This window comes from Rhodobacterales bacterium HKCCA1288, from assembly GCA_015693905.1.
Classification (GTDB): domain Bacteria; phylum Pseudomonadota; class Alphaproteobacteria; order Rhodobacterales; family Rhodobacteraceae; genus M30B80.
Genome location: CP065161.1, coordinates 2496290 through 2518663, shown reverse-complemented (window position 1 = coordinate 2518663; position 22374 = coordinate 2496290). Strand labels below are relative to the sequence as shown.

The window sequence follows — 22374 nt, the reverse complement described above, 5'->3', positions numbered from 1 at the left end:
ATGGAACAAATCCTCCAATATTATGAGACCGAGCTTGATTACATGCGCCGCGCTTTTGCGGAATTTGAAAAGCATCATCCGCAAAAAGCAAAAGCTCTTGGGATCAGTGCAGGAAAATCTACAGACGCCGATGTGCAGAGATTGGCTGATTCAGTCGCATTGCACGCTGCGCGCTTGTCGAAACGGTTAGATGACACTTTGCCAGAAACCGCTTTGGATTTGATTAATATGGTCGCCCCAAGTTTCCTGTTGGGCGCGCCAAGTTATGCCGCGGTGCGGTTGGATGCAGATGCGGAAACCTTAGGTGATCCCGTCTTTTTGAAAAAAGATACGGTTATGCCTGTGATGATGAGCGGTGATGCCCCCGATTGTCTATTCACAGTCGCCCGCGACACCCAGTTAAACCCATGCGCCCTTACAAATGCCTCACTAGAGCGTGCGCCCTTGCGATTTGATTTGCCTAACATGGTGCAAGGTTGCGAGGCGGCGATATGTTTAACAATCAGCCCATTTGACGCTGGCCAAGGCTTGTCTGACTTTGGATGTTCAAGCTTTGAAATCTATGTGTCGGCTGTCGGGGGACGCAAGCATCGCTTGATTGATGTTTTGGCAGGGGATGTGATTGCGGTAGGTTACGCCCCAAGTCGTGACGGGGCGGCCCCTGCCCAAGCGACTTATATGCTGCCGAAACACAGTTTTGATTTGTCGATGGTGCAAGCGCGGTCAAGTTTCATGCCGCTGCACGCCGCTGAACCTGCCGCATTATCCCGTTTGCGCGATTTTTTAGCCTATCCTGACAAAGCATCGTATTTCACGCTCTCGGATACGGATGGTGGATTTTCAAAAGTTCAAACCGGCCCAGTTGAGTTGCGCTTTTTCCTTTCCAGTCAGGGGGCGCAAAAGCTCTCAGCGCTAGAGATGGGCGATATATCGATCAATGTTGTTCCGGTGATCAATCTATATCGCGACCGTTCTGCGCCCGTACGCTATGATTATGCGCGTATGCAAGTGCCGATCAAACCTGACACAGCGACCGACATGCATGTCGCGTGTTTGCAAATTTGTAATATTTACGAATTGACCCCTGACGGCGAAGTGGCTCTTCCGAATATCACCTCGCTAAGCAGGCGCGAGGATAAAAACCAGCCCATATGGCAAGAACGCTTTTTGGTGGGTGAATTCGATCAAGCGCGCCGTGAAGTGAGCTTTTCAATCCCTGCCCAACTTGAAGACGATGCGCCATCTTTGGACATTGTGGCAGATCTTTATTGCTCTAATGGGAAATCCGCCTTCCATCTGCGACCCGATACAACGGTATTTTTCCGTGACGATCGCGTGGCTGAGACGCCGTTTCGTTTGCTGGGTGAACCCAGCGTGGCCGTTATGCCAGATGTAAGCGCAGAACGCTTGTGGGACATACTTGCATTAATAAACGGTAATTTTGCGACAGTGTTCGATGCTGATAACCCTGTCGAGGTGCTCAAAGAGTCCCTGCATCTTGCGGCGCCTGATGGGTATTGCGATGCCGCAAATGCGATTTGGGATGTGAATGTTAGCCAATCCATCGCGCCTGTCCAAATCGGGCGCAAGGTGTTGCTTTCTGCGGGTAGCCATATTGAAGTGGTGTTGGATGTTGAGGCGCTGCCTCTCTCCAAACATGTGTTTGCTTCGGCACTGCACCTCTATTTCACGTCACTTATCAGCTACGATCGCTTCTTTAAACTTACTCTGCGGGAGCGTGGCAGAACTGTCCCTTTCAAAACCTTCAAGCGTCAGCATGGGGGGCAGATATGCGGATAAAGGATGATACCCCTTCTGTTTTGATTGATCTGCCATTGGTGCAGGCGGATCGCCTGAATAATCCATATTTTCAACGCGCATTAGATCAAGGCGCATTTGACCCTTTCCCAGATGGAAGTGTGACGGATGGTGCTGTAGCGAAAAATAGCGGAAGCTTTGATGCGCGTTTGGCGCATGGCCCATTGACCAAGTTTGATGGTGCTTTGCCTGATCATATTCAATTTGCAATGCTTGCGGGTTTACACGCTGACGATGCGGGCTTGCGTGATTTCCTGGCTATTTTTGACCGCCGTCTTTTGCAACTGCAACTGCGGGTCGAGCGAGCGTCTGTTCTTGTGTCGACACAGGATCAGAAAGGCCAAAGGGCAGCTTCTATCCTGTCGCGACTTTTGCAAATGTTGGCGCGCGGGGAGGATGATCCGCGGCTCTTGAAACTGTTGATGCCACTTTTGTCGCGCACGCGTAGCCTTGCAGGATTGCGGGATATTTTGGCGTGGTGGACGGGGTCGCCAGTTGAGGTTAGCGCTGATTTCAAGACAATGCGTCCCATTGATCGCGATAGCCTTGGGCGGTTGACCAGCTGCCCAGAAACGGGGGTGGCCCTTGGACAAGGAGCCATTTTGGGGCGTTTTGGGCGCACGCCGATGGGGCATATCTCAGTGCATATCTCTTGCGCCAACCGCGCTGAATTGAACCGCATGATTGCCGATACAGATGCCTTGGCTGAAATGCGGAGCATCGCGGCGCAATATTTGCGTGATCGCGCACCTGTCACCTTCTTTGCCAATCTCACGCGCGCCTGCCTTAATGCGCCGCGGCTCTCAGCAACAGCTGCTCAAGCGGATCGCTTGGGGGCTTACAACCTACTTAATCCTGCTCGCCATCCCCATGCGGCGGCGCAGATAAAACTTACGCAAATACCAGCATAGGATCAGTTCTCTTGGCGAGCCTCACGAAACTTGTTGCCCGACTATCACCCTCTCTCCGCGCCGCTTTGGAGAATGCGGTGGGAGAAGCCATGAAACGCAAGGTGACGACAGTCGAACCTGCGCATTGGTTGTTCCATGTGATTTTTGGAAACAACACGGCTCTGCAGGGTTTCTTAGAAGACCAAGGTGTGTCGCTGTCGGATCTTCAGTCTGAGCTTGAACGTGCGATGCCCTATGGCACAGGCGAAGCCCAATCGCAGCCAACCTTATCGGGCAATCTGAGTAAATTGATTGAGCAAGCATGGCTGCATGGGTCGATTGAACTTGGGTTTGGGGAGATAACACCCGAGTTGTTTTTCCTTGTCAGCCAGCTACCGAATGCGCTTGGGGCTAAGCCCGTTGCGTTGACGGCTTTGCGTCCTTTGTCGACCGATGCTTTATCTGATTTTGCGGCCAAATCAGCGAAAGCAGCAGCCGGCCTTGCCCCTACATCCGTCAGTGGTGCAGGTCAGCCCGCGTCCAGCGGTCAAGGCACGGCGCTTCAGAAATACACGGTCAATTTGACAGAGCAGGCTCGTGCAGGGCAGCTTGACCGTGTTCTGGGTCGCACGGCCGAAGTGTCCAAGGCGATTGATGTATTGTTACGCAAGCGCCAGAATAACCCCATTCTTCTGGGAGCGCCAGGCGTTGGGAAGACGGCCGTGGTGGAGGGGCTCGCGCAAAAAATTGCTTCGGGGGAAGTCCCAGAACAACTTCAAGGTGCAGACCTTGTGGCGCTAGATATGGGGCTTTTGCAGGCTGGTGCGAGTGTAAAAGGTGAATTCGAAGAACGCCTGAAAAACGTGATCAAAGAGGTGCAAGCCTCTGAAACTCCAATCATCGTTTTCATCGATGAAGCGCATACAATGATTGGCGCAGGGGGCACAGAAGGCCAGAATGATGCGGCTAACCTGTTAAAACCTGCTTTGGCGCGCGGTGAATTCCGCACAGTCGCGGCCACGACTTTTGCAGAATACAAAAAGTATTTTGAAAAAGACCCAGCCCTCTCTCGCCGGTTCCAGCCGATTACAATTGAAGAGCCATCTCGTGATGCATCAGTGAATATTTTGCGTGCCGTGGCGGAGGGGCTAAGCAAGCATCATGATGTCATGGTGCGCGAGGACGCGATTAAAGCGGCAGTGGATTTGTCGATCCAGTTCATGCCATCACGCCGTTTGCCTGATAAGGCGATTAGCCTGATGGACACAGCCTGCGCACGCGTGGCCTTGTCGCAGCATGCACGGCCTGTCCAAATTGAGACATTGGAAGAAGAGCTCCGCTTTCTTGAGGCGGAATTGAACAAACTCGATGCCGATGCGCGGATGTTTGGTGATGCTGATTTTGATCCAAGCGACCTCAATTCGAATATTGAAGATTTGCAAGCCACTGTCTCTGAGCGTATCGCAATGTGGCAGGATCAAAAGGCCAAGGTTGAATCCAAGCTCAACGTGGCGCGTGCCGCTGCTGAGGACAGTGGCGCGGTGAGTGCGCAGGGCCAAGACGATGAAGATGGCACTGTTCTCGTTCATCCATGGGTGGCGCGCGCGACCATCGCCGAGGTTGTTTCAGATTGGACGGGCGTGCCAATGTCAAATGTCAGCGCCAGCGAAGCTGAACGCCTATTGCATCTGGAAGAAAGCCTCAAAAAACGTGTCATCGGCCAAGATGATGCGATTGATGCTATTGCACGCTCGTTGAAGATCGCACGCGCAGGCCTCACAGATACGCGTAAGCCGATTGGTGTGTTTCTTATGTGTGGGCCGTCTGGCGTGGGAAAAACTGAAACGGCCCTTGCAATAGCGGATCAGTTTTTTGGTGGAGAGGAAGCCGTCACAACGATCAACATGACGGAGTTCAAAGAGGCCCATAAAGTCTCAATGTTGTTAGGTGCCGCCGCAGGGTATGTTGGCTATGGCAAAGGTGGTGTTTTGACCGAAGCTGTGCGCCGCCGCCCCTATTCCGTGTTGTTGCTTGATGAGATGGAAAAGGCGCATCGCGAAATTCAGGATGTGTTTTTTCAGATTTTCGACAAGGGCCATATTTCAGACAGCGAAGGCAATGATGTCGATTTTCGGAACACGATTGTCATTATGACATCAAATGCGGGTGGTGAGGAAATCCGTGACTATATTGATGGTGCAGATCACCCCCCAACCTCACAGGAACTGGCCGATCATTTGCGGCCTCTTTTGCTGGATTGGTTTAGCCCAGCCTTTATCGGTCGAACGGAATTGATTGCCTATCGTCCTTTGACCCCAGAGGTTGGCAGCAAGTTGACCGAAATCCATCTCAATCGGATTAAAAAACGAATTGCAGCGCAATATGGCGCAGCGTTTGGTTGGGAGAAAAGTTTTGTCGATTATGTGGTGCGCAGTAATTCCGACCCTTTGTCTGGGGGGCGCGCACTTGAGGCAATTATTAACAAAAAATTCCTTCCTAGATTGGCCGAAGAATGCATCACACGCGTGATTGAAGATCGGCCAATGCAGTCAATCACAGTCTCGCATGATGGCACGGATGTCGTCTTGAAGATGGAGTAACGCAATGCAATGGCAATATGTTTTGTTGCAAAGGATAAGGGCGGCTGCGTTTGGCATGGCTGCACTGATTTTTCCTGTGCAAGCTATTGCCCAAACTGGGCCTGTGTTGCGGTTAGCCACTCAAAATTTGCCACCCTATCAAATGATTGAAGGGGATCAGATGACAGGTATCGCGGTTGAGCGTATCCAATGTGCCCTTGACGCGATGAATGTGCCCTATGAGCTGATCATGACTGTCTGGGCCGATGCGCAATTGGGCACGCAGACAGGAGAATATGACGGTTTTTTTGTGGGGTCAGCGAACAGCACGCGGGCTGAATATTCGGTTCCTTCGGCGCCTGTCGTGTCCGAGGATTTGGCGTGGTATATGCTACTCTCCTCAGACGTAGATCCAAACGATCCCAGCGATGCATTGTCCGCAAGATACAGTGCCAAATTCGCCACCTCAAAATGGCAGTTTCTTCACCGCAATGGGTATAATGTTGTGATGCGCCCACGTGATGCGGAGTCGCTTTTGAACATGTTGATCGTGGGTGATATCGATGTAGCCCTAGAATATGAGTTGATCTTTGCGCATTTCATGGAGGCCCGTGGCCTGTCCGAAGATCAATTTCAGAAAATTCCTTTTGGGCGTCAGGACATGTCTGTGCATTTTGCGCAATCCTACATCGACGCCAACCCGCTGTTCTTGGGTCGTTTTAATAATGAAATCGAACGCTGCGTGAGGGAAATCCAATGACGTTAAGTGTTCAGCTCTTGCAGATACCTGCCACCGAAACGGTGACGAAACGTGAGTTTTATCTTGATGCAGATGGGATCACCATTGGTCGAGATTTCGCTTGCGATATCTGCTTGCCTGACCTGTCAGAAAAAATCTCCCCTACGCATATCATAATTCAACGGATTGAAACCGGCAGCTACTCGATCACGGGTAATAGCGAAACAGGCACCATTTTGAATGGTCGTGAGTTGCCTTCTCAAGATCCCCAAACCCTTAAGGATGGGGATGTCGTCAGCTTCGCAGGTTACAAGCTTATGTTTGGGCTTGTGGAGAAAGAAATGGAAGAAGAAGCAGTGAACCAACAATATCATAAATTCCATGTCGAAACTGACATTGCAGGTGATGATCCACTTTTGCCTGACCAAGATGTCGAAGAAACCTTGGTAGAGCCTGAGACAGGATTTACGGGCTCAGACCTCGATCTTGAACAAGATTTGATGTTCGATCCTTTCGCGGAAGGCCCCGAAATGCGCGAGGAGGCCGAAGCTGAAAAAGATCAATCGGCCCCTATGCGAGATGAAGCGGTTGAAGTGATGGATGTGGCGGCATACGAGGCCAACAGGCAACTCCATCAAGCCCCTCTTCATAATACCTTACAGCGCGAGAAAGTATCCGCTGCGATGGAAAAGGCGATTGAGCGTTTTCTTGAAGAACTCGATCCATCAGTTCTCAAGGAGGATTATGATGAATTCATTCCTCGCCTCGTCAGCCGAGAAAAACGCTATTGGCGCATCCATGCCCGTCAATTTGCGCGCAAAAAGGCAAGTGGAGAATTTCGCCGTAGCTTCATGGCACTCTTCGCAGAGGAGATGCGCAAGCTATGATGTCAGTGCGTCCATTCATCCTAGGAGCGGCCTGTCTGGCTTTAATTGCCTGCGCGCCACCTCCCGAAGATCCAATGCCCGTGAACAAAACACTGAGTGTTGAGGCTGGGCCTAATGTGAACCAGTATAACAACTCCGCGAACTCGATTGTTGTGCGGCTTTATCAACTCAGCTCACGCACGGAATTTGAAGCGGCGAGTTTCTGGGATATCTTCAACGACAATTCACCCGACCTTGCAGGTGTGGTTCTCGACAAGCGAAGCTTGTCTCCGCTCTATCCTGGGGAGACCCGTCTGGTCGCTTTTGATCTAGAGCCTGATGTGTTCTATTTAGGCGCATTCGCGGAATTTGCTGATTACAGCACCCAAGAATTTCGCGCGGCTGTTCCAATTGACGCGGAACGACTTGATAATGGTGTGACGGTATCTGTGACATCGTCAGGGATTTCAATCCAGTTCCGTAATCCTAGCGATGCGGGTGAAGAGTCCGAAAGCCCACGGAGAAGGTTTGGTTTCCTCTCCAAGCTCTTTGGGGGAGGTGAGTAATGAGTGGTGCGATTGTATGGTCAGAGGGCATGTTCATCGCCCCTCAGCATTTTCAACATTTTGACATCTCCCTGCAGCGCTATGTCAACGAAGTTGCCCAGCTTTCCTTGGATGCGGGCGATTTCGGCGTCAGTGAACTGGAACTGAACACCGATGTTTTAGATGTCGGTAAATTTGCAGTGCGCCACGCGGCGGGTATTTTGCCTGATCGTCTGTTTTTCCGCCTCGCCAAAGAAGTGGTCATGGATATACCCGATGGCCTTGTTGATGAAGTGGTTCACCTTGCTGTGCCATTGGCCATCACGGGCGCTGCGCAATTTGGTGAAGATGGCGACACTGCGCGTATGATCAAGACCCGCCGCGAGTTGCGAGATATCAACGACCCCGAAAATGAGCCTGTTGAAACGGAACTCGCCGAAGTGGGGGTAAGCCTGAAACTTGGCAGTTCTGATCTGTCAGGCTTTGCGACAATTCCAGTCGCTCGAATTTTGGAGAAAACCAGCGAGGGGCGTGTCGTATTAGACCGATCCTTCATGCCGCGGGCGATTGATCTGCGCGCCTCGAAGATTTTAGCTGAGCGGCTTGAGAAAACTATTTCTCTCGCGCGATTGCGTGCGGAAAATGCCGCAAGCCGTGTGACCAGTGAAACGGGCGTGCGCAGCGATGCAAGCCTTCTGTCTGAGCGTTTAGAGTTGCAGGTTTTGAACCGTTGGCTTTTGATCCTCCAAAATGCCAAGCATTCGGGTCGTATTTCGCCGCGCGCGTTGTATGAAGGGTTTGCGACCTTATCGGTAGAACTGGATGCTATTCTTGGACGGGCAACGCCCGAAAGCATGCTCTATGATCCAGAAAAAATGGAAGATTGTTTTGATGCGGTTCTGACGGATTTGCACCGCAAGCTAACGCTCGAAAAGCCGTCAAGCGTTATGTCTTTGCCTTGGAACACAGAGCTTTTCGAAAGCAGAAGACTGTTGCGCTTGGTTATCCCCGCGCGTGTATTGGCAGAGCAGCGCCGCCCAATTCTCGCGCTTTCTGGGCCTGATGGGGCCAATGCCTTGGCGCAAGTTGGCCCGTTGGCCTGCAAACTTGCGGGGTTGTCGGCCATGCCAGAACTGGTGTCGCGCGGTTTGCCAGGCATTGATCTGACACCTTTGGCCGCGCCGCCTGTTGAATTACGTTCACGCAGCGATGCTGCATTCTTCTCAATCAACACCAGCAGCCCGATATGGCAACGGTTCTTGAGTAAGCGCGAGGCCCTTGCTCTGCACGTGGATGACAGGATCGCCACGGTGGACGCGACCCTTTATATGTTAGGTTAATCATGACGGATGTTTTTTCCGAAACAGCAGGGGACGAGGTAGAGAATGCCGCGCGTGTTGCGCGGCCGCCCGTGATGGGAATGGCGCAACTCTCGCCTGTCTCGACCGCTGATTTGCAAAACCTTGATCGTGCCCTTCGGGGTTTTGACGGTTCACGAAACCGTCTCATCAATGTGTCTGCCGATCTATTAGCGCTTTGTGGTGTGATGGTGCGGATGTCCCCCGCCGGTGAGTTGGGCACAACGCGTATGGAGATGTCACGCGCGATTATTGATCTGAAATATAGAGCAATTAACTTAGACTATCCTCCGTCTGTCGCGGAAAATCTGTGTCTCCTTTTTGCGATTGTCATTGATGAGTTTGTGATGCTCAGCCCATGGAGCAAAGATCGCGGATGGGAAAACCGCAGCCTTGTGGCAGATCTCTTTGGGTTTCGTGACGGGGGTGATCGTTTTTATAGCGTGGCAGAGCGCGCCTTGCGTCAACCCAAAGCCCTCACCGAGTTTCTTGAGATCATCTATATTTTCCTGAAGCTTGGGTATCGTGGGAAATATACCACTGGCAATGAATCTGAGCGGGATCAATTGTTAAACCGCATCGAGACGGCGTTAAATCTTGTGCCTCGCCACGACAAGCCTGCAGCGATTGGGCGGCCAATCCAGGATACTAAACCACCAAGACGCATCGTGCCTGCAAGTCGCAAAATCGCTGCAACAGTCGGATTAGTTCTATCTGTGGCTCTCGTTGTTTGGGGCGCACGCAGTCGTATGGATCATCTTACATATCAAAGCTTTTCCGAGCGGCGCGAAATCGCCCAATCTGAAAGTGCGGTTGATTATATCTACAGCAGTGAAAGCGGGACAGTTGTGACCCGAGCGCGACCATGAAGCAGGGTGTGTGGCAAAAACTATTGGTTGTCATTTTCGCGGCCATCATGACCGTGCAGTTGGCCTATTTTGGCTATCGGTTTTTGGTTGGTGGGACGTTTGATCTGACTTTGTTGATCTGGCTGGGGGTCGTTGTAACCCTAACGATCCTTGGTGCGGTGCTCATTTTCATTTTCCGCAAGCGCATCTGGGTGCATGATCCTATGGCAGCAGAATTGCGGGCGTTGCGTGCATCGGCGTTGCGACAATTCCGCCAAGCCCGCGCAAGAGCTAAGATCATCAATCGTGATCCAATGAGTGTGTCATGGGTGCTGTTCTTGGCTATGCAAAAGGACAGTCGGGCGACTACGATGGCCGAATTGGGCTATGTGGAGTTTGGGGATCCTCTTTCACATAAAGGGTTAACCTTTACGACATGGACATCCCCTACAGGGATCGCTTATCGCATTGAAGTCGCGCCAGGGTCAGAGTTGTCATTTGATCTACTCAGCATCGTTTTGGGATGCCTAATGAAAAACCGCCCAAGCCTAGCCGTTAACGGGGCGTTTGTTGAATATGAGCTTGCGGGGCTGATGCAAACCGCTGCGGCAGAGACGGGTAATGTCTCGAATATTAATCGCATTTTGAATGTGGCCGCGGATGAATTCGGTGTCGATCTGCCAGTGCACATCGCTTTGGTTGGGCTTGAACATATCCCCGATATTGCGCGCGCTGCTATCCTTACGGAGCACATGGGTGACGGGCGGATATTTGGCGGCTTCCTCAGCGCAGAGGAGCCAAGTCTTGCTGTTCGGATCGAAAAGCTATTCCGCGAATTGACGGAAAGTCTGACTGCGGTGCAGTTTCGGGTTTTACAAAAGCAATTATCGCCTGATTTTTGCGCCTCGCTTGTAAATGCGCCGCTGCAACTGGCGCTATTGAAGGCCCAGTTGATTGATCGTGTGGCGACCTTGTCACAACCTTTGCCACCGCGCCGCACACCTTTGAACCTACAAAGCATCGCATTTGTGGGCGCACGCGCGAGCATGGCGGCGGTTGATCCACTCAGCCAAGTTTCAGGGCAAAGGTTTTTTGATGCGCCCCCTTTGATGGCGCATTGTGAAACAGCACCAGATAGCGTCACCACCGAGAATGCAGGGCAGTTGGCTGCCGCCTATCACCGCGAAAGTTTTATCGCGCAACCCAACCGGCGCAAACTCTATCAATCGCGGCTTGCCGCTACGCTGTGGTCTGTTGGATTGGCCGCGTTTCTCGCTGCCTTTGGTCTGGCTATGTGGGAAAACTATCGCAGCTATGCGATCGTAAATGCACAGATGAATGACGCGTTTGATCAATATTACAGCGATCTAGGAAGCGTGACCACGGATGGGGATTTTCTGGTTCAGCGGATTTTGATGCTGCAACCCATCCGCGCAGGCCTGCGGGATTACGAGGCCCTAAATGGCCAACATTATCGACCTTTCTTGCCGAGATGGTCGATGCAGAAAACCTATGAACGCCTTTACCAAGAGGAACTGACCCAAGGGCTACAGGCAACTTTAGTTGATTTCATTGAGAAAGAAACATTCGCCTATAATGCTTTGGCGGATGGGGTGCAGTTGATCCGCTTAGCGTCTGTTGCTGCCCAATTCTATTCCGATCAACAGCGGTATTCAGCCGATCTTATCAGGTATTTCTCTGATGGGCTTGCTGAACAGGGCGAAGTGTCTGGTGTATTTCAGGCGCAATTGCGCGCCACCTTGACGGACCTCTTCGAGATCAACCAACCCCCTACCGAGCGCAACGAGCAACTGCGCGCCGTGATCACTGCGACCTTGTCTGATTTGGATACGGCCGATCTGCTTTATGCATCGCTTATGCGCCAGAGCCAATTTGCGGAGCGGGTTGATCTGCGTCAGGAAATCGGGCCGCGCTTCTTTGAAGTGTTTGATCCTATCGAAGATCCTTTGGTTTATCTTGTTCCGCGCGGATATACGCGCGGTGGGTTTGACGATCTCTTCGAGCAAGGTGAAATGCCCGATCTCGAGGCCATGTTGAATACCTATGAAGAAGTTATTGGTGCGCTAGATAATGCAACCCAAAACTCCATCGTCCGCCGTGTCGCGCAAAACTACACGGCTGATTATATCGCGCATTGGAGCGCGTTTCTCTCCTCCCTACGTTTGCGTGACGCAGAAGGATGGGGCGATGCACAGGTTTTGATGCAATCCCTGACCAATGCTTCTGAAAATCCGATGGATCGCTTGGCGGCAGCGCTGGCAGAAAATACCGACATCAGAATTTATCTTGACGCACCAGCGGATGCCCCCACCGATGGCGACGAAGCTCCCGCGCAGCCGGTTCTTGCACCTGCATCGGCCAATGCTGAGGCCGCGACAGCGAGCAACATCAGGACAGCCTTCCGTCAGTATATTGATGCGGCTACGGCACAGCCTGAGCAACAGAGCCAGTTTGATCTGTTTTTGACATATGCCCGTGATGTGAACCAGTGGCTTTTAGAGGCAAGCACGGCTCCCAATGGCACAGGCCAATTCTTGTTCGAACAGTTCCAAGCGGCCGAGAGCGCCAACCCATTGGGCGTGTTGAACGCCTTTGTGAGTCGATCTGAATTGGACATCATCCGTAATTTCGGCCGCAGTATTGCTGTCACGCTCGATGATCGCGCGATGGAATTTGTCTATGATTATATAGATACCCAATGGCAGCGCCAAATCATGGCGCCCCATGGCGCTTCCTTGACCATGACGTTCCCATTCAATCGTAACAGTGATGCAGATTTCCCACTTGTGGAATTCGCCGACCTGTTTGCGCCTGAAGGTAAGATCGCAGTTTTTGATGCTACTTATCTGTCGCGGTTCAAGGCGGAAGATGGCAGCTTTGAGCCACGACCATCTTTCCTGTTGTCTGGGCAGGCAGATATGACAGACGAAGCGAAACGTGCCTTCGAACGCTTTGCCGAAATCACGGCCTCTATGTTTACCGAAGCGAACCCATATCTGGAATTCTCGGTTCGGACGGGTTTTATGTCGAACACGCTCAGTGAATTGAACCTGTCCTCAGGTATCACTCTGCATCAGTTTAGGCATGGCCCGCTCTTTTGGGATGCGCAAACTTGGCCCGTTACTGGGCTGCAGAACAGTGATTTGACGTTGCGTTTGTTCGCACGGTCGCGCGCCGTGATCAACGAGACCTTTGTTGGGCCATGGTCTTGGTTCCGTTTGATAGAGGCGGGAGAAGCTACGATTAACCCTTCCCTTGGGCTGGCAGAAGTTGCCTTCTCTCATGAGGCGGGAACGGTGCGTTTGCAGTTTGAAGCGCCAGTCAGGCACAACCCATTCGCGCCAGGGTTCTTTTCGACAGTTAGCGTTTCTGACACACTTTTTAACTTTCCAGATCGCCCTCAAGAGTAGGGCTTCGGGAAAAGAACAAGGCTGGTTGGAATAGTAAAACTGCACGAATTAAAATGAAATAGATAGGAGCATTACCGATGTACGATCTCAAGGTATTCTCATCAGATTTTGAAACTGCAAAGTTGCAAAATAAGGAGCGAGGAAACGTTACGGTGGATACTGGATGGGAAGTCTATTTAAAAACAAAGAATACCCCATTAGATTTTGTGATATTTGGTCGTCATTTGAGGGATGACAACGGCGATCTGCGTGAGCAGAAGAAGGGGGAGCGAGGTATCACTCCAAAAGAGATGGATAATTTCAAACATCCTTCCTCTAAAGGTTCGGCAAATTCTCTTGAGGGGGGGTCGATTCTAAGTCTTGTTAAGGGGAAGTGGAGTGTTACGTATAACGATGCCTGGCTTTGTGGTGCTGTCCACGGCCTTAAGGAGTTTCATTGCGCTTCAGATTTGAGTCCCGAAAATGTTTTTGACGAAAAGTTTGGCCTAACAGTTACAGGGCGCGAATTGGTGGGCTTACATATTGCAGGCTTTATTCGTCAACAGACCATTCAAAAAGATGGTAGCCTCTACGTTGTATTTAAGAACGGCGTAACCGCGAACCCAACAAAGCTAACCTTGGCAGCCTATAGTAGTATGGTGGCACAGTTGGATACCAAAGATAAGGCTGAACATTTCATGAGAAAAGAGATGAATTTGTGGAGTTGAATGGTCCGTGTGACTATTCGTTACCTGTTGACTAAATCTGTTGGCGGAAACAAACGAAAGCTCCAAGATATATTCTTATGTGTGGTTGCTCTCCAGGTACACTCGAAGAGTAAATACTTTTGAAAGAAACGCGCCCTTAAAATGTAACATGAACCGTAACGTAGGCATCATGCGCGACGGTAAAAATCTTAAAAATATCGGAATTCAAGGAGTTTTTGGAGCGGGTAGCGGGAATCGAACCCGCACGACTAGCTTGGAAGGCTAGGGCGCTACCATTACACCATACCCGCGTCCTTGAATCTGGGGGTAAGTCATCGTCCCGTTTTCGTCAAGGATGAATGAGCCTTGACCTATGATGCGGATTTCCGCACAGCACACATATGTTGATATTCAAAATTCTCCGCCCTTCCGAATGGGACGCGCTTTGCGCCCAGAAAGAAACCCTTGGCGCGCCGATTGATCAGGCCGATGGCTATATCCATTTCTCGACCGCAGCGCAGGTGGCCGAAACCTTGGCCAAGCATTTTTCAGCTGTCGAAGGATTGATCCTTGCCGCCTATGAGGCCGATGCCTTTGGCGATGCCCTGCGGTGGGAGGTGTCGCGCGGCGGCGATCTTTTCCCACATTTATATGGCAAGCTGCCCTTAGACGGGGTTTTATGGCATCATGAATTGACGCTTGAAAATGGTCTTCACATTCTGCCCGATTTGAACGGGTGATGAGAGATTAGGACATCTGATGTTTGAAAAAGCCGCCCTTGCTGCCTTGCGCCTGATCTCGCCTGAACGCGCGCATGGTCTTGCGCTGACCGCGCTGAACATGGGGCTTGCCCCCAAACCAGGGCCAATCACCACCGCACGTTTGGCAACAACTGTGGCGGGGATGAATTTCCCAAACCCGCTTGGCCTTGCGGCGGGCTTTGACAAAAATGCCACCGCAATTGCGCCCTTAATGGAAACAGGGTTGGGGTTTCTTGAGGTGGGGGCAATCACGCCGCAGGCCCAACCGGGAAACCCGCAACCCCGTGTGTTTCGCCTGCCGCGTGACCGCGCAGTGATCAATCGCTTTGGCTTTAACAATGAAGGCATGGAGGCTGCATCCAAACGTCTGGCCGAGCGCCCCCATCGCATTCCTTTGGGTTTGAATTTGGGCGCCAATAAAACCAGCACGGATCGCGCGGCAGATTACGCTTTGGTTTTGGCCCGTTGTGGGGGGCTGATTGATTTTGCTACGATCAACATCTCCTCGCCCAACACCGAGAACCTGCGCGACCTACAGGCCGCAGACCAGCTTGAGCGCTTGTTGCAAGGGGTAATGGATGCGAATTTTGATCTCGCGCGCCCCGTGCCCCTCTTTGTGAAAATTGCACCTGACCTGACCAATGACGAGATTGACGCCATTGCAGAGCTTGCCTTGCGGATGCAGCTTGCGGGGATCATTGCCACCAATACCACCATTTCACGCGAGGGGTTGCGCGGGCGCCATCGGCGCGAAACTGGGGGCCTGTCAGGGCAACCCTTGTTCGAGCGATCCACCAAAGTTCTGGCACGACTGTCGCAGCAAACAGGCGGCAAGATTGCCTTGATTGGTGTGGGGGGCGTGGCCAATGCGGATCAAGCCTATGCCAAGATCAAGGCGGGCGCGCATTTGGTGCAGCTTTACACGGGGCTTGTTTATGGGGGTATGGGTTTGGTTGCCGATATCCTTCAAGGCCTTGACGCCGCTCTTGCGCAAGATGGCCATGACAGTTTGCAATCTGCCATCGGCACGGGGGTTGACGCATGGCTTTGACCCTCTGGCATAATCCACGCTGTTCGAAATCCCGTCAGGCTTTGGCATTGCTGACAGAGAGGGGCATCGAGTTTGACACGCGCGCCTATTTAGACGCCGCGCCCACCCATGCCGAACTGGCCGCAGTGATCGCAAAACTAGGCCGCCCTGCCCGCGATTTGATCCGCGCAAAAGAGGCCCGCGAAACGGGGGTGGATTTGACGGATGAAGCCGCAATCTTGGCTGCCATGGCCGATGATCCACGCCTGATTGAACGCCCTGTTTTGATCAGTGAAACCGCCGCCGCGATTGGCCGCCCGCCTGAAAATATCCTTACGCTGCTTTAGGTCGCGCTGCGCTCAAGTGCGGGATAGCGCGCCCCAAGGCTGAGACCGCGCAGGATGAACATCCCCAACAACGCGGCCCATAACCCGTGATTTCCATAGGCGGGGATCAGCGTCAGGCACAGTATGACATAGCCTGCGAAAGACAGGGCCATCATGTTGCGTATGTCACGGGTGCGGGTTGCGCCAATGAATATCCCGTCCAAAATCCATGCTTGAAACCCAACAAGCGGCGCAAGCACCATCCAAAACAGGTAATCACGCGCCTCAATCCGCACTTCGGGCGCAGTGGTGAGAATATCAATAATCTCGCCTCCAAAGACCCAAAAAGCTGCGGCCATCACCACCGCCACACCGCCCGACCAAAGCGCCGTCATCATGGCGCTGCGGCGCAAGGCGGCGCGGTTTTTGGCCCCTAAGGATTTTCCAACAAGACTTTCGGCGGCAAAAGCAAATCCGTCCAACCCATAGGCGGTAATATGGATGAATTGCATAAGAATTTGATTGGAAGCGAGGGTCGTATCCCCGAAATCCGAGCCGATATAGATGAAGGAGGTAAACCCCGCCATCAGAAAGACGGAACGGATCAAAATATCGGTGTTGACCTGCGCCATATGCAACAGCCGCCCGCGATCAAAAACGCGCGGCCAATCGCGCCATGCCGCTTGCGAAAATCCCGCGCGACACAGATAAAGCCCAAGCGCCAAGCCCGACCATTCTGCAATGGCCGTGGCCGCGGCCACACCATCGACATCATAGCCCAAACCCAACACAAACCCCACTGACAGCAGGATGTTCAACCCGTTCATCCAGAGCTGCAAAACGAACACGGCGCCTGTGCGTTCAGCGGCAATCAACCACCCCGTGATGCCATAAATCGCGATTGCCGCGGGGGCAGACCAAATGCGGATTGCCATGTAATCGCGCGCCAAAGCCTCGACCGCATCACTTGCGGGGGCTATCGCAAAAATAGCCGCAAAAATTACCGATTGCAGCAGGATCAAAAGCACACCAGCCACCACGCCAATCATCAAAACACGCGACAGCAAGGCCGAGATTTCTGCCTGATCCCCTGCCCCATGGGCCTGCGCGGCCAAGCCGACAGTGCCCATGCGCAAGAATCCAAAAATCCAAAACACAGTGGTCATGGATATCGCACCCAAGCCCACCGCGCCGATCATAGCTGCATCACCCAATTGGCCAACAACGCCCGTGTCGACCAAACCCAAAAGCGGCACTGTGATGTTTGACAAAACCACAGGCACGGCGATGCGCAACACCCGCGCATGGGTCAAGGGCGGGGTCTGGTCCGTCATGGGGCTGTCACCAAGGCAAAATGGCCATGCGCCGCGGCAATGGGAGTGTCTGGATCACCTTGCCACATCGTGACCGAGACCGAGGCAAAACGGCGCCCCGCGCGGGTCAGCTGCGCCTTGGCAAACCCATCTTCGGGCAGGCCGCGGCGCAAATAATCCACAGTGAAATCAATCAACTTTGGCGGGGTTGTCAGCGGGATAGAGAGCGCATCAATAACATGGGTTTGCGCCGTGATCTGCAGCACCGATGCTGTAACCCCGCCATGCAGCGCGGGCAAAATCGGATTGCCAATCAAAACGCCACGATAAGGCAATTTGATTACCCCGCCCTTTTGGCCCTCTAGGCCCAAAAACCGCGCATAGGGCAGCTGGTTCAAAATCTGCTGCATCAGCCCTGCCTCTTTTGCGGGTTGACCATCTCCAAGACACCCTTGCCCTCTGGCCCATATTCGACCGTGAAACTTCCGCTGGCTTTGGCCAAAAGCGCGCCTGTCTCTTGATCAGTGGCCGCCACAGTGACAAAGGCCACATTTCCCCTGATGGCGTAACACTCCGCCTTGGCCAGAACAGTGCCTTTTGCACTCTGGCCCATCACATCAAGGCGCAGATCTAAGGTCGCGGTCGCAAGGGGTTTGCTGTCATGCGCCACCACTGCTGTGCCTGCACAGGTGTCCATCAGCGCCGTAAGTGCGCCTTCATGCAGCGCGCCCACCGCATCACAAAGATCGGGCAGAACCCGCATCGTCATCGCCGCAGTCCCAGATCCAAGGGCAACAATGTTCATCTGCAACGCCGCCGCATAGGGCAGTTGCGTGATGAAACTTTGCGCGACATGGAGGATATCCGACTGGTCGGAGGGCACGGGCATAATCCAACAAATTGGGGTTAATGATCTGCACCATCTAACGCGCAGCGCGCGCCCGCGGCAATGCGCAAATTACATCGATACCAATTCTATGATAAGCTGTGGTCAAATCATGGATCAGCCGAGGATGCCGCAAATGCCATCAGACGCCCCACAGCGCGAGGCCGATTTTCGCACCATCGGCGAGATGTGCGCCCTGTTTCAAGTGACGCCGCGCAGCCTTCGGTTCTACGAAAGCAAGGAGCTGTTGGCCCCCTTGCGTGTGGGACAAAAGCGGCTTTATTCCCGCAGCGATCAAGCACGTCTTAAACTGATTTTACAGGGCAAACGCTTTGGCTTTAGCTTAGAGGCGATGCGACAATTGCTTGACCTTTATGCACTTGGCGACAATCAAGTGACGCAACTGGAAAGAAGCCTAGAAGTTGGGCGTGAAAGATTGCACGATATGCAGGCACAATATACCGAGTTAGGCCAAGCCATTCGAGATTTGCAAAGTCAAATTGATTTGGTGGCGCAAATGCTGGCAGACCGAAAATCGGATCAAGACCCACAGTCATAACGTGACATAAGGAAACCGAGCCGTGACCAACACCCTCTATTGTTTTGGGGAATCTGGAAATGCCTATAAAGCCGCGCTGTGCCTAACATTGGCAGGTGTGCCTTGGCAGCCCCGTTTTGTTGATTTCTTCAACGGCGAGGCGCGCGGTGCAGAGTTTCGCGCAATAAACCCAATGGGCGAAGTTCCCGTGCTAGATGCAGGGGGTAAAATCCTGACCCAATCAGGGTTGATACAAACTTGGGTTATGGATGAAACAGGCAAACTTGCAGGGGCGAGTGCCGCAGATCGTCAAGAAATCTTGCGGTGGATTTTGTTCGATAATCAAAAGGTTTCGGGCACTGCGGGGCCGTTGCGGTTTTTGATGAATTTCGCGCCCGAGGACAAACGAGATGCGGGCGTTATTGGGTATTTGACGGGGCGGATGCAGGCCGCGCTTTCCATTCTCGAAGGGGTGCTCAGCACCCGCGACTGGATTGCCTGCGACAGTGTCTCAGCGGCGGATATCGCCTGCGCGGGCTATCTCTATTATCCTGAAAATTTCAATTTCACGCGCGCCGATTATCCTGCGATTTCGGCATGGCTGACCCGCTTGGCCCACCAACCCAATTGGGCACATCCCTATGACCTAATGCCTGCGCCAACCTTGGGCAAAGATAACGGGTTTCGCGATGCATAAGCGCGAGGGCAGTGCGTGACCGCGTTAGAGGAATATCAAAAACTAGAGGCCACAGGCCTTTGGCGCGATGTTGGCGACAGCCAACGCCGCGAAGTGTTGATCAATTTGGGCAACACTTCTTTGATCATATCGACCCTTTCAGAAACAGCGCTCACCCATTGGTCGCTGGCCGCGGTGATCCGCGTCAATCCAGGCGAGCTGCCAGCCCTTTATGTGCCTGTGGAGGGGAGTGACGAAAGCCTAGAGATCGCGGATGAGGACATGATCGCCGCAATCGAAAAGCTGCGCAGTATGATTGACCGCCATCGCCCCCATCCGGGGCGGTTGCGTGGTATTCTGGCGGCCACAACCGCGGCAGTGGTTCTGGGCTTGGGCCTGTTTTGGTTGCCTGATGCCTTGGTGCGCCAGACAGTGCATCTTTTGCCCGAGGCAAAAAAGCGCGAAATAGGTCAGGATATTCTCACAGAGATGATCCAACTGACGGGGCCAAGCTGCAATCAAACCGCGGGGCAAGCCGCGCTTGCAGCCCTTGCGCGGCGGGTGTTCATCGCCACGCCGACCGTGCCGCGGCTTGTGGTTCTGCGTGATGGTCTGCCCGCAAGCCTACATTTGCCCGGTGATTTGATCGTGCTCAACCGATCCGTGGTTGAGGATTACCAAAGCCCTGATGTGTTGGCAGGGTTTTTATTGTCGGAATATATACGCTTGGTGGACAGCAACCCCACCCAAGCCCTGCTGCAAGAGGCGGGTTTATGGGCGACATTTCGACTGTTGACCACAGGCCAGATCAGCGACACGCATCTGGCTGCGCGCGCCGCCAGTCTGCTGACCGAAACACCAACAGATGTGGCCGATGAGGCGCTTTTATCGCAATTTGCACAGGCCGAGATTTCCTCGCAGCCTTACGCCTACGCACTCGATATCTCGGGTGAAAACACCCTTAGCCTGATCGAGGCAGACCCCCTGCGGACAGCACCAAATGCGCCCTTGCTAGAAGATACGAGATGGGTTGCCCTGCAGGAGATTTGCACTGAGTGAACAGATCACTGAACGCGGGCCGAGGTGAACCCTGCCGCACGCAGGGCCAATGCCGCGCGTTGCGTGGCTGCATCACTTGAGAACGGACCGACCAGAACCGCATATCCCGAACTCATACGCCCAAGCCGTGCAGTCATGCCAAATTGAGCCAATTGCGCGGCGGTCTGCGCGGCTTCGTTCCGCGTGCTATAGGTGGCGGCGCGAACCAAGGCCCCTGTCACGGAAACTGTGGGCATGGCTGTTGCCTGAACCGTTGCAGGTTCTGAGGCCCTTAGGCCGCTACGGGGCGGGACGGGTGCTGCCTCTGCGGCTGGGGCATTGCGGCTTGATTGCGTCACGGGCCCCTGCGGTTGTGCGGCGGGTTGCGCGCGTGTGGATCGGCTGACGAAAATTGACGGCGCCTCCATGGCTTGAGGCGTTGCAATGGCCTGTGGGATAGGCACGGGTGCTGCCACCGCTGTGGCAACGGGTGGTCTGCCACCGCTAAATAGGCCCGCGAAAAAATTTTGCAGGCCAAAGCGCAAGCGTCCCCTGCGGTCATTTTGCAGACGCGCTGGCACGCCCTGATCCCAAATCTGAGCCATTTGCGCATCACCCGTAGCCGTGCGCGGCCCCCGCATCGGATTGAGACGCCCATCTGACCACGCAGGCCGATACCCTTCGGGCACGATAATCCCGCTTGGATCCGTTGCCCCAATCCGTCCTGTCGCGGCACCCGCAATTATGGCGGGAACCGCCAATGGCGCGCGAGCCTCAGAACGGGCCAACCCATCGGCAGGGTGAATGGGTTGCGGGCCACAACGTATTGCCGTGCGGCTGCGAATTTCGGTCACGCTGCCATCGCGGGCGCGAATGATGCAGCGATTGGAATTATTTGACGGGCTTGGCACGGGCGGAACAATCGCCATGACAGGTGCCGCAGCGGGTGCCACACCAACGGGTTCCCGCAGGCGCATGGGGGCCTGTGCGGGCCGTGTCACGGGCGCTGCACCCACAACCGGGGCAGTTGCGACAGGGGCCGCCGCCATTTGCGACAGGGAGGGCGGCAAACCGCAAATCTGCCTGCGATCCCGCGAGATACGCGGAATCCAATCTGTCGAAGCCCCCTGCCCCGTGCGAATGAACGCACAGCCTGTGCTGTCGACATATTGTTCAGAGGTGAATGACTGGGGGGGGAATTCCGCGGGTGGCCTTAGGTTCTGCGCGATCCCCTGCCCAGCAACGGCAACCATTGAGGATAGAACCGTTGCAGAAAATCCCATGCTGCCCCAAAATTTTACTGCTTTTTTGACCATTCAAGCCCCCGAATTGGGGCAAGAATGAATCAATATTTAGACATAGTAAAGGCACATAACAGAACAAATAGATATCCGCCCCTCATTTGGTGGCAAATATCCGATCCCCCGCATCCCCTAGACCCGGAAGGATATACCCCTTTTCGTTCAAACCGCGATCCAAGGCCGCGGTAAAAATTGGCACATCAGGATGGCGAGCGGCGAATGTCCTGACACCCTCAGGGGCGGCCAGCAATGTCATCAGACTGATATCAACGGCCCCTTCCGATTTGATTTTATCCACCGCCGCAGCCGCCGAATTGCCCGTGGCCAGCATGGGATCTAGGGCGATGACATGACGTTGGGACAGGTGCGAGGGCAGGTTGAGATAGTAATCCACGGGCTCAAGCGTTTCCTCATTGCGATACAGCCCGACAAATCCAACCCGCGCAGCGGGGATCACGGCGCGCATCCCCTCAAGCATTCCGTTGCCCGCCCGCAAAATCGAAATCAAAGCCAGTTTTTTCCCTGCAAGTGTCGGCGCATCCATCACCTCAAGCGGGGTCTCAACGGCGGTGGTGGTAACCGCCAAATCGCGGGTCACCTCATAGGCCATCAGCATCGAAATTTCGGTTAAAAGCCGCGCGAAATCTTGGGAGGCGCAGTTTTTATCGCGCATCAAGCTCAGCTTATGTTGCACAAGCGGATGGGTCACGATGGTCAGTGTATCGAATTCTGGCATAGTCTTCCC

At 53.5% G+C, this 22374-nt stretch carries 21 protein-coding genes and 1 tRNA gene; 16 read left to right on the top strand and 6 right to left on the bottom strand.

All coding sequences use genetic code 11. The annotated features are described in order from the left end of the window. From I3V23_12390 to I3V23_12345, 10 genes are all read left to right on the top strand, one after another. A complete protein-coding gene (locus tag I3V23_12390; protein QPI85326.1) occupies positions 1-1800 on the top strand; it encodes a type VI secretion system baseplate subunit TssF in 1800 nt (599 codons plus the stop codon). Beyond that, positions 1791-2729, top strand: coding sequence for a type VI secretion system baseplate subunit TssG (locus I3V23_12385; protein QPI85325.1), 939 nt, complete (start codon positions 1791-1793; stop codon positions 2727-2729). Before I3V23_12390 ends, I3V23_12385 begins: the two co-directional genes overlap by 10 nt. An 11-nt stretch (positions 2730-2740) precedes the next feature. After that, positions 2741-5308 carry a type VI secretion system ATPase TssH gene (gene tssH, locus I3V23_12380; protein QPI85324.1) on the top strand — a complete coding sequence of 856 codons (2568 nt, stop codon included), beginning with the start codon at positions 2741-2743 and terminating at the stop codon, positions 5306-5308. A 55-nt stretch (positions 5309-5363) separates the two neighbouring features. After that, on the top strand, positions 5364-6047 hold the full coding sequence (locus I3V23_12375) for a transporter substrate-binding domain-containing protein (GenBank protein ID QPI85323.1): 684 nt from the start codon (positions 5364-5366) through the stop codon (positions 6045-6047). Further along, positions 6044-6913 carry an FHA domain-containing protein gene (locus I3V23_12370; GenBank protein QPI85322.1) on the top strand — a complete coding sequence of 290 codons (870 nt, stop codon included), beginning with the start codon at positions 6044-6046 and terminating at the stop codon, positions 6911-6913. The genes I3V23_12375 and I3V23_12370 overlap by 4 nt, the downstream gene beginning before the upstream one ends. Further along, a complete protein-coding gene (gene tssJ / locus I3V23_12365) occupies positions 6910-7458 on the top strand; it encodes a type VI secretion system lipoprotein TssJ (protein ID QPI85321.1) in 549 nt (182 codons plus the stop codon). Before I3V23_12370 ends, tssJ begins: the two co-directional genes overlap by 4 nt. Further along, positions 7458-8777, top strand: a complete 1320-nt coding sequence (gene tssK, locus I3V23_12360; GenBank protein QPI85320.1) for a type VI secretion system baseplate subunit TssK — start codon at positions 7458-7460, stop codon at positions 8775-8777. Before tssJ ends, tssK begins: the two co-directional genes overlap by 1 nt. A 2-nt stretch (positions 8778-8779) precedes the next feature. Further along, positions 8780-9664 (top strand): DotU family type IV/VI secretion system protein, encoded by an 885-nt coding sequence (locus I3V23_12355; GenBank protein QPI85319.1) that lies wholly within the window; start codon positions 8780-8782, stop codon positions 9662-9664. After that, a complete protein-coding gene (locus I3V23_12350) occupies positions 9661-13074 on the top strand; it encodes a hypothetical protein (GenBank protein QPI85318.1) in 3414 nt (1137 codons plus the stop codon). Before I3V23_12355 ends, I3V23_12350 begins: the two co-directional genes overlap by 4 nt. Before the next feature lie 77 nt (positions 13075-13151). After that, positions 13152-13781 carry a hypothetical protein gene (locus I3V23_12345; protein ID QPI85317.1) on the top strand — a complete coding sequence of 210 codons (630 nt, stop codon included), beginning with the start codon at positions 13152-13154 and terminating at the stop codon, positions 13779-13781. A 216-nt stretch (positions 13782-13997) separates the two neighbouring features. Here I3V23_12345 and I3V23_12340 read toward each other — a convergent pair. Further along, positions 13998-14071: transfer RNA gene (locus I3V23_12340), tRNA-Gly, on the bottom strand. A 90-nt stretch (positions 14072-14161) separates the two neighbouring features. Here I3V23_12340 and I3V23_12335 point away from each other — a divergent pair. The 3 genes from I3V23_12335 to arsC are packed head-to-tail and all read left to right on the top strand — an operon-like array spanning position 14162 to position 15898. Further along, entirely contained in the window at positions 14162-14500 is a 339-nt protein-coding gene (locus I3V23_12335) for a DUF952 domain-containing protein (protein QPI85316.1), read from the top strand. Positions 14501-14519: 19 nt separating this feature from the next. After that, positions 14520-15572 carry a quinone-dependent dihydroorotate dehydrogenase gene (locus tag I3V23_12330; protein QPI85315.1) on the top strand — a complete coding sequence of 351 codons (1053 nt, stop codon included), beginning with the start codon at positions 14520-14522 and terminating at the stop codon, positions 15570-15572. Continuing rightward, positions 15563-15898, top strand: a complete 336-nt coding sequence (gene arsC / locus I3V23_12325) for an arsenate reductase (glutaredoxin) (GenBank protein QPI85314.1) — start codon at positions 15563-15565, stop codon at positions 15896-15898. Before I3V23_12330 ends, arsC begins: the two co-directional genes overlap by 10 nt. Here arsC and I3V23_12320 read toward each other — a convergent pair. From I3V23_12320 to I3V23_12310, 3 genes are read right to left on the bottom strand one after another with little or no spacing between them, the layout of a single operon-like run. Further along, the gene (locus tag I3V23_12320; GenBank protein QPI85313.1) at positions 15895-17211 is read right to left on the bottom strand and encodes an MATE family efflux transporter; all 1317 of its coding nucleotides are present in this window, start codon (positions 17209-17211) and stop codon (positions 15895-15897) included. The genes arsC and I3V23_12320 overlap by 4 nt on opposite strands. Beyond that, complete coding sequence (locus I3V23_12315; protein ID QPI85312.1) at positions 17208-17600, bottom strand: PaaI family thioesterase; 393 nt, start codon at positions 17598-17600, stop codon at positions 17208-17210. Before I3V23_12315 ends, I3V23_12320 begins: the two co-directional genes overlap by 4 nt. Further along, positions 17600-18073: a PaaI family thioesterase gene (locus I3V23_12310; GenBank protein QPI85311.1), complete on the bottom strand. Its 474-nt coding sequence runs from the start codon at positions 18071-18073 to the stop codon at positions 17600-17602. The genes I3V23_12315 and I3V23_12310 overlap by 1 nt, the downstream gene beginning before the upstream one ends. Positions 18074-18212: 139 nt before the next feature. Between I3V23_12310 and I3V23_12305 the strand changes: the two genes are divergently transcribed. From I3V23_12305 to I3V23_12295, 3 genes are read left to right on the top strand one after another with little or no spacing between them, the layout of a single operon-like run. Beyond that, complete coding sequence (locus tag I3V23_12305) at positions 18213-18635, top strand: MerR family DNA-binding transcriptional regulator (protein QPI85310.1); 423 nt, start codon at positions 18213-18215, stop codon at positions 18633-18635. A gap of 22 nt (positions 18636-18657) precedes the next feature. Then, complete coding sequence (locus I3V23_12300) at positions 18658-19311, top strand: glutathione S-transferase N-terminal domain-containing protein (GenBank protein ID QPI85309.1); 654 nt, start codon at positions 18658-18660, stop codon at positions 19309-19311. Positions 19312-19326: 15 nt separating this feature from the next. Beyond that, on the top strand, positions 19327-20349 hold the full coding sequence (locus I3V23_12295; GenBank protein ID QPI85308.1) for a hypothetical protein: 1023 nt from the start codon (positions 19327-19329) through the stop codon (positions 20347-20349). A 5-nt stretch (positions 20350-20354) separates the two neighbouring features. Here the strand turns inward: I3V23_12295 and I3V23_12290 are convergent, their stop codons facing one another. Both I3V23_12290 and upp read right to left on the bottom strand, forming a co-directional pair. Continuing rightward, positions 20355-21644: an SPOR domain-containing protein gene (locus I3V23_12290; protein QPI85307.1), complete on the bottom strand. Its 1290-nt coding sequence runs from the start codon at positions 21642-21644 to the stop codon at positions 20355-20357. An 82-nt stretch (positions 21645-21726) separates the two neighbouring features. Beyond that, positions 21727-22365, bottom strand: a complete 639-nt coding sequence (upp, locus tag I3V23_12285; protein QPI85306.1) for a uracil phosphoribosyltransferase — start codon at positions 22363-22365, stop codon at positions 21727-21729. Positions 22366-22374 lie beyond the last annotated feature (9 nt).

Coding starts and splice junctions, on each gene's coding strand:
- I3V23_12330 (QPI85315.1), top strand. CDS start 14,520: ATGTTTGAAAAAGCCGCCCTTGCTGCCTTGCGCCTGATCTCGCCTGAA.
- upp (QPI85306.1), bottom strand. CDS start 22,365: ATGCCAGAATTCGATACACTGACCATCGTGACCCATCCGCTTGTGCAA.
- I3V23_12385 (QPI85325.1), top strand. CDS start 1,791: ATGCGGATAAAGGATGATACCCCTTCTGTTTTGATTGATCTGCCATTG.
- I3V23_12345 (QPI85317.1), top strand. CDS start 13,152: ATGTACGATCTCAAGGTATTCTCATCAGATTTTGAAACTGCAAAGTTG.
- I3V23_12370 (QPI85322.1), top strand. CDS start 6,044: ATGACGTTAAGTGTTCAGCTCTTGCAGATACCTGCCACCGAAACGGTG.
- arsC (QPI85314.1), top strand. CDS start 15,563: ATGGCTTTGACCCTCTGGCATAATCCACGCTGTTCGAAATCCCGTCAG.
- I3V23_12305 (QPI85310.1), top strand. CDS start 18,213: ATGCCATCAGACGCCCCACAGCGCGAGGCCGATTTTCGCACCATCGGC.
- I3V23_12375 (QPI85323.1), top strand. CDS start 5,364: ATGGCTGCACTGATTTTTCCTGTGCAAGCTATTGCCCAAACTGGGCCT.
- I3V23_12355 (QPI85319.1), top strand. CDS start 8,780: ATGACGGATGTTTTTTCCGAAACAGCAGGGGACGAGGTAGAGAATGCC.
- tssK (QPI85320.1), top strand. CDS start 7,458: ATGAGTGGTGCGATTGTATGGTCAGAGGGCATGTTCATCGCCCCTCAG.
- I3V23_12290 (QPI85307.1), bottom strand. CDS start 21,644: ATGGTCAAAAAAGCAGTAAAATTTTGGGGCAGCATGGGATTTTCTGCA.
- I3V23_12390 (QPI85326.1), top strand. CDS start 1: ATGGAACAAATCCTCCAATATTATGAGACCGAGCTTGATTACATGCGC.
- I3V23_12320 (QPI85313.1), bottom strand. CDS start 17,211: ATGACGGACCAGACCCCGCCCTTGACCCATGCGCGGGTGTTGCGCATC.
- I3V23_12315 (QPI85312.1), bottom strand. CDS start 17,600: ATGCAGCAGATTTTGAACCAGCTGCCCTATGCGCGGTTTTTGGGCCTA.
- tssJ (QPI85321.1), top strand. CDS start 6,910: ATGATGTCAGTGCGTCCATTCATCCTAGGAGCGGCCTGTCTGGCTTTA.
- I3V23_12350 (QPI85318.1), top strand. CDS start 9,661: ATGAAGCAGGGTGTGTGGCAAAAACTATTGGTTGTCATTTTCGCGGCC.
- I3V23_12335 (QPI85316.1), top strand. CDS start 14,162: ATGTTGATATTCAAAATTCTCCGCCCTTCCGAATGGGACGCGCTTTGC.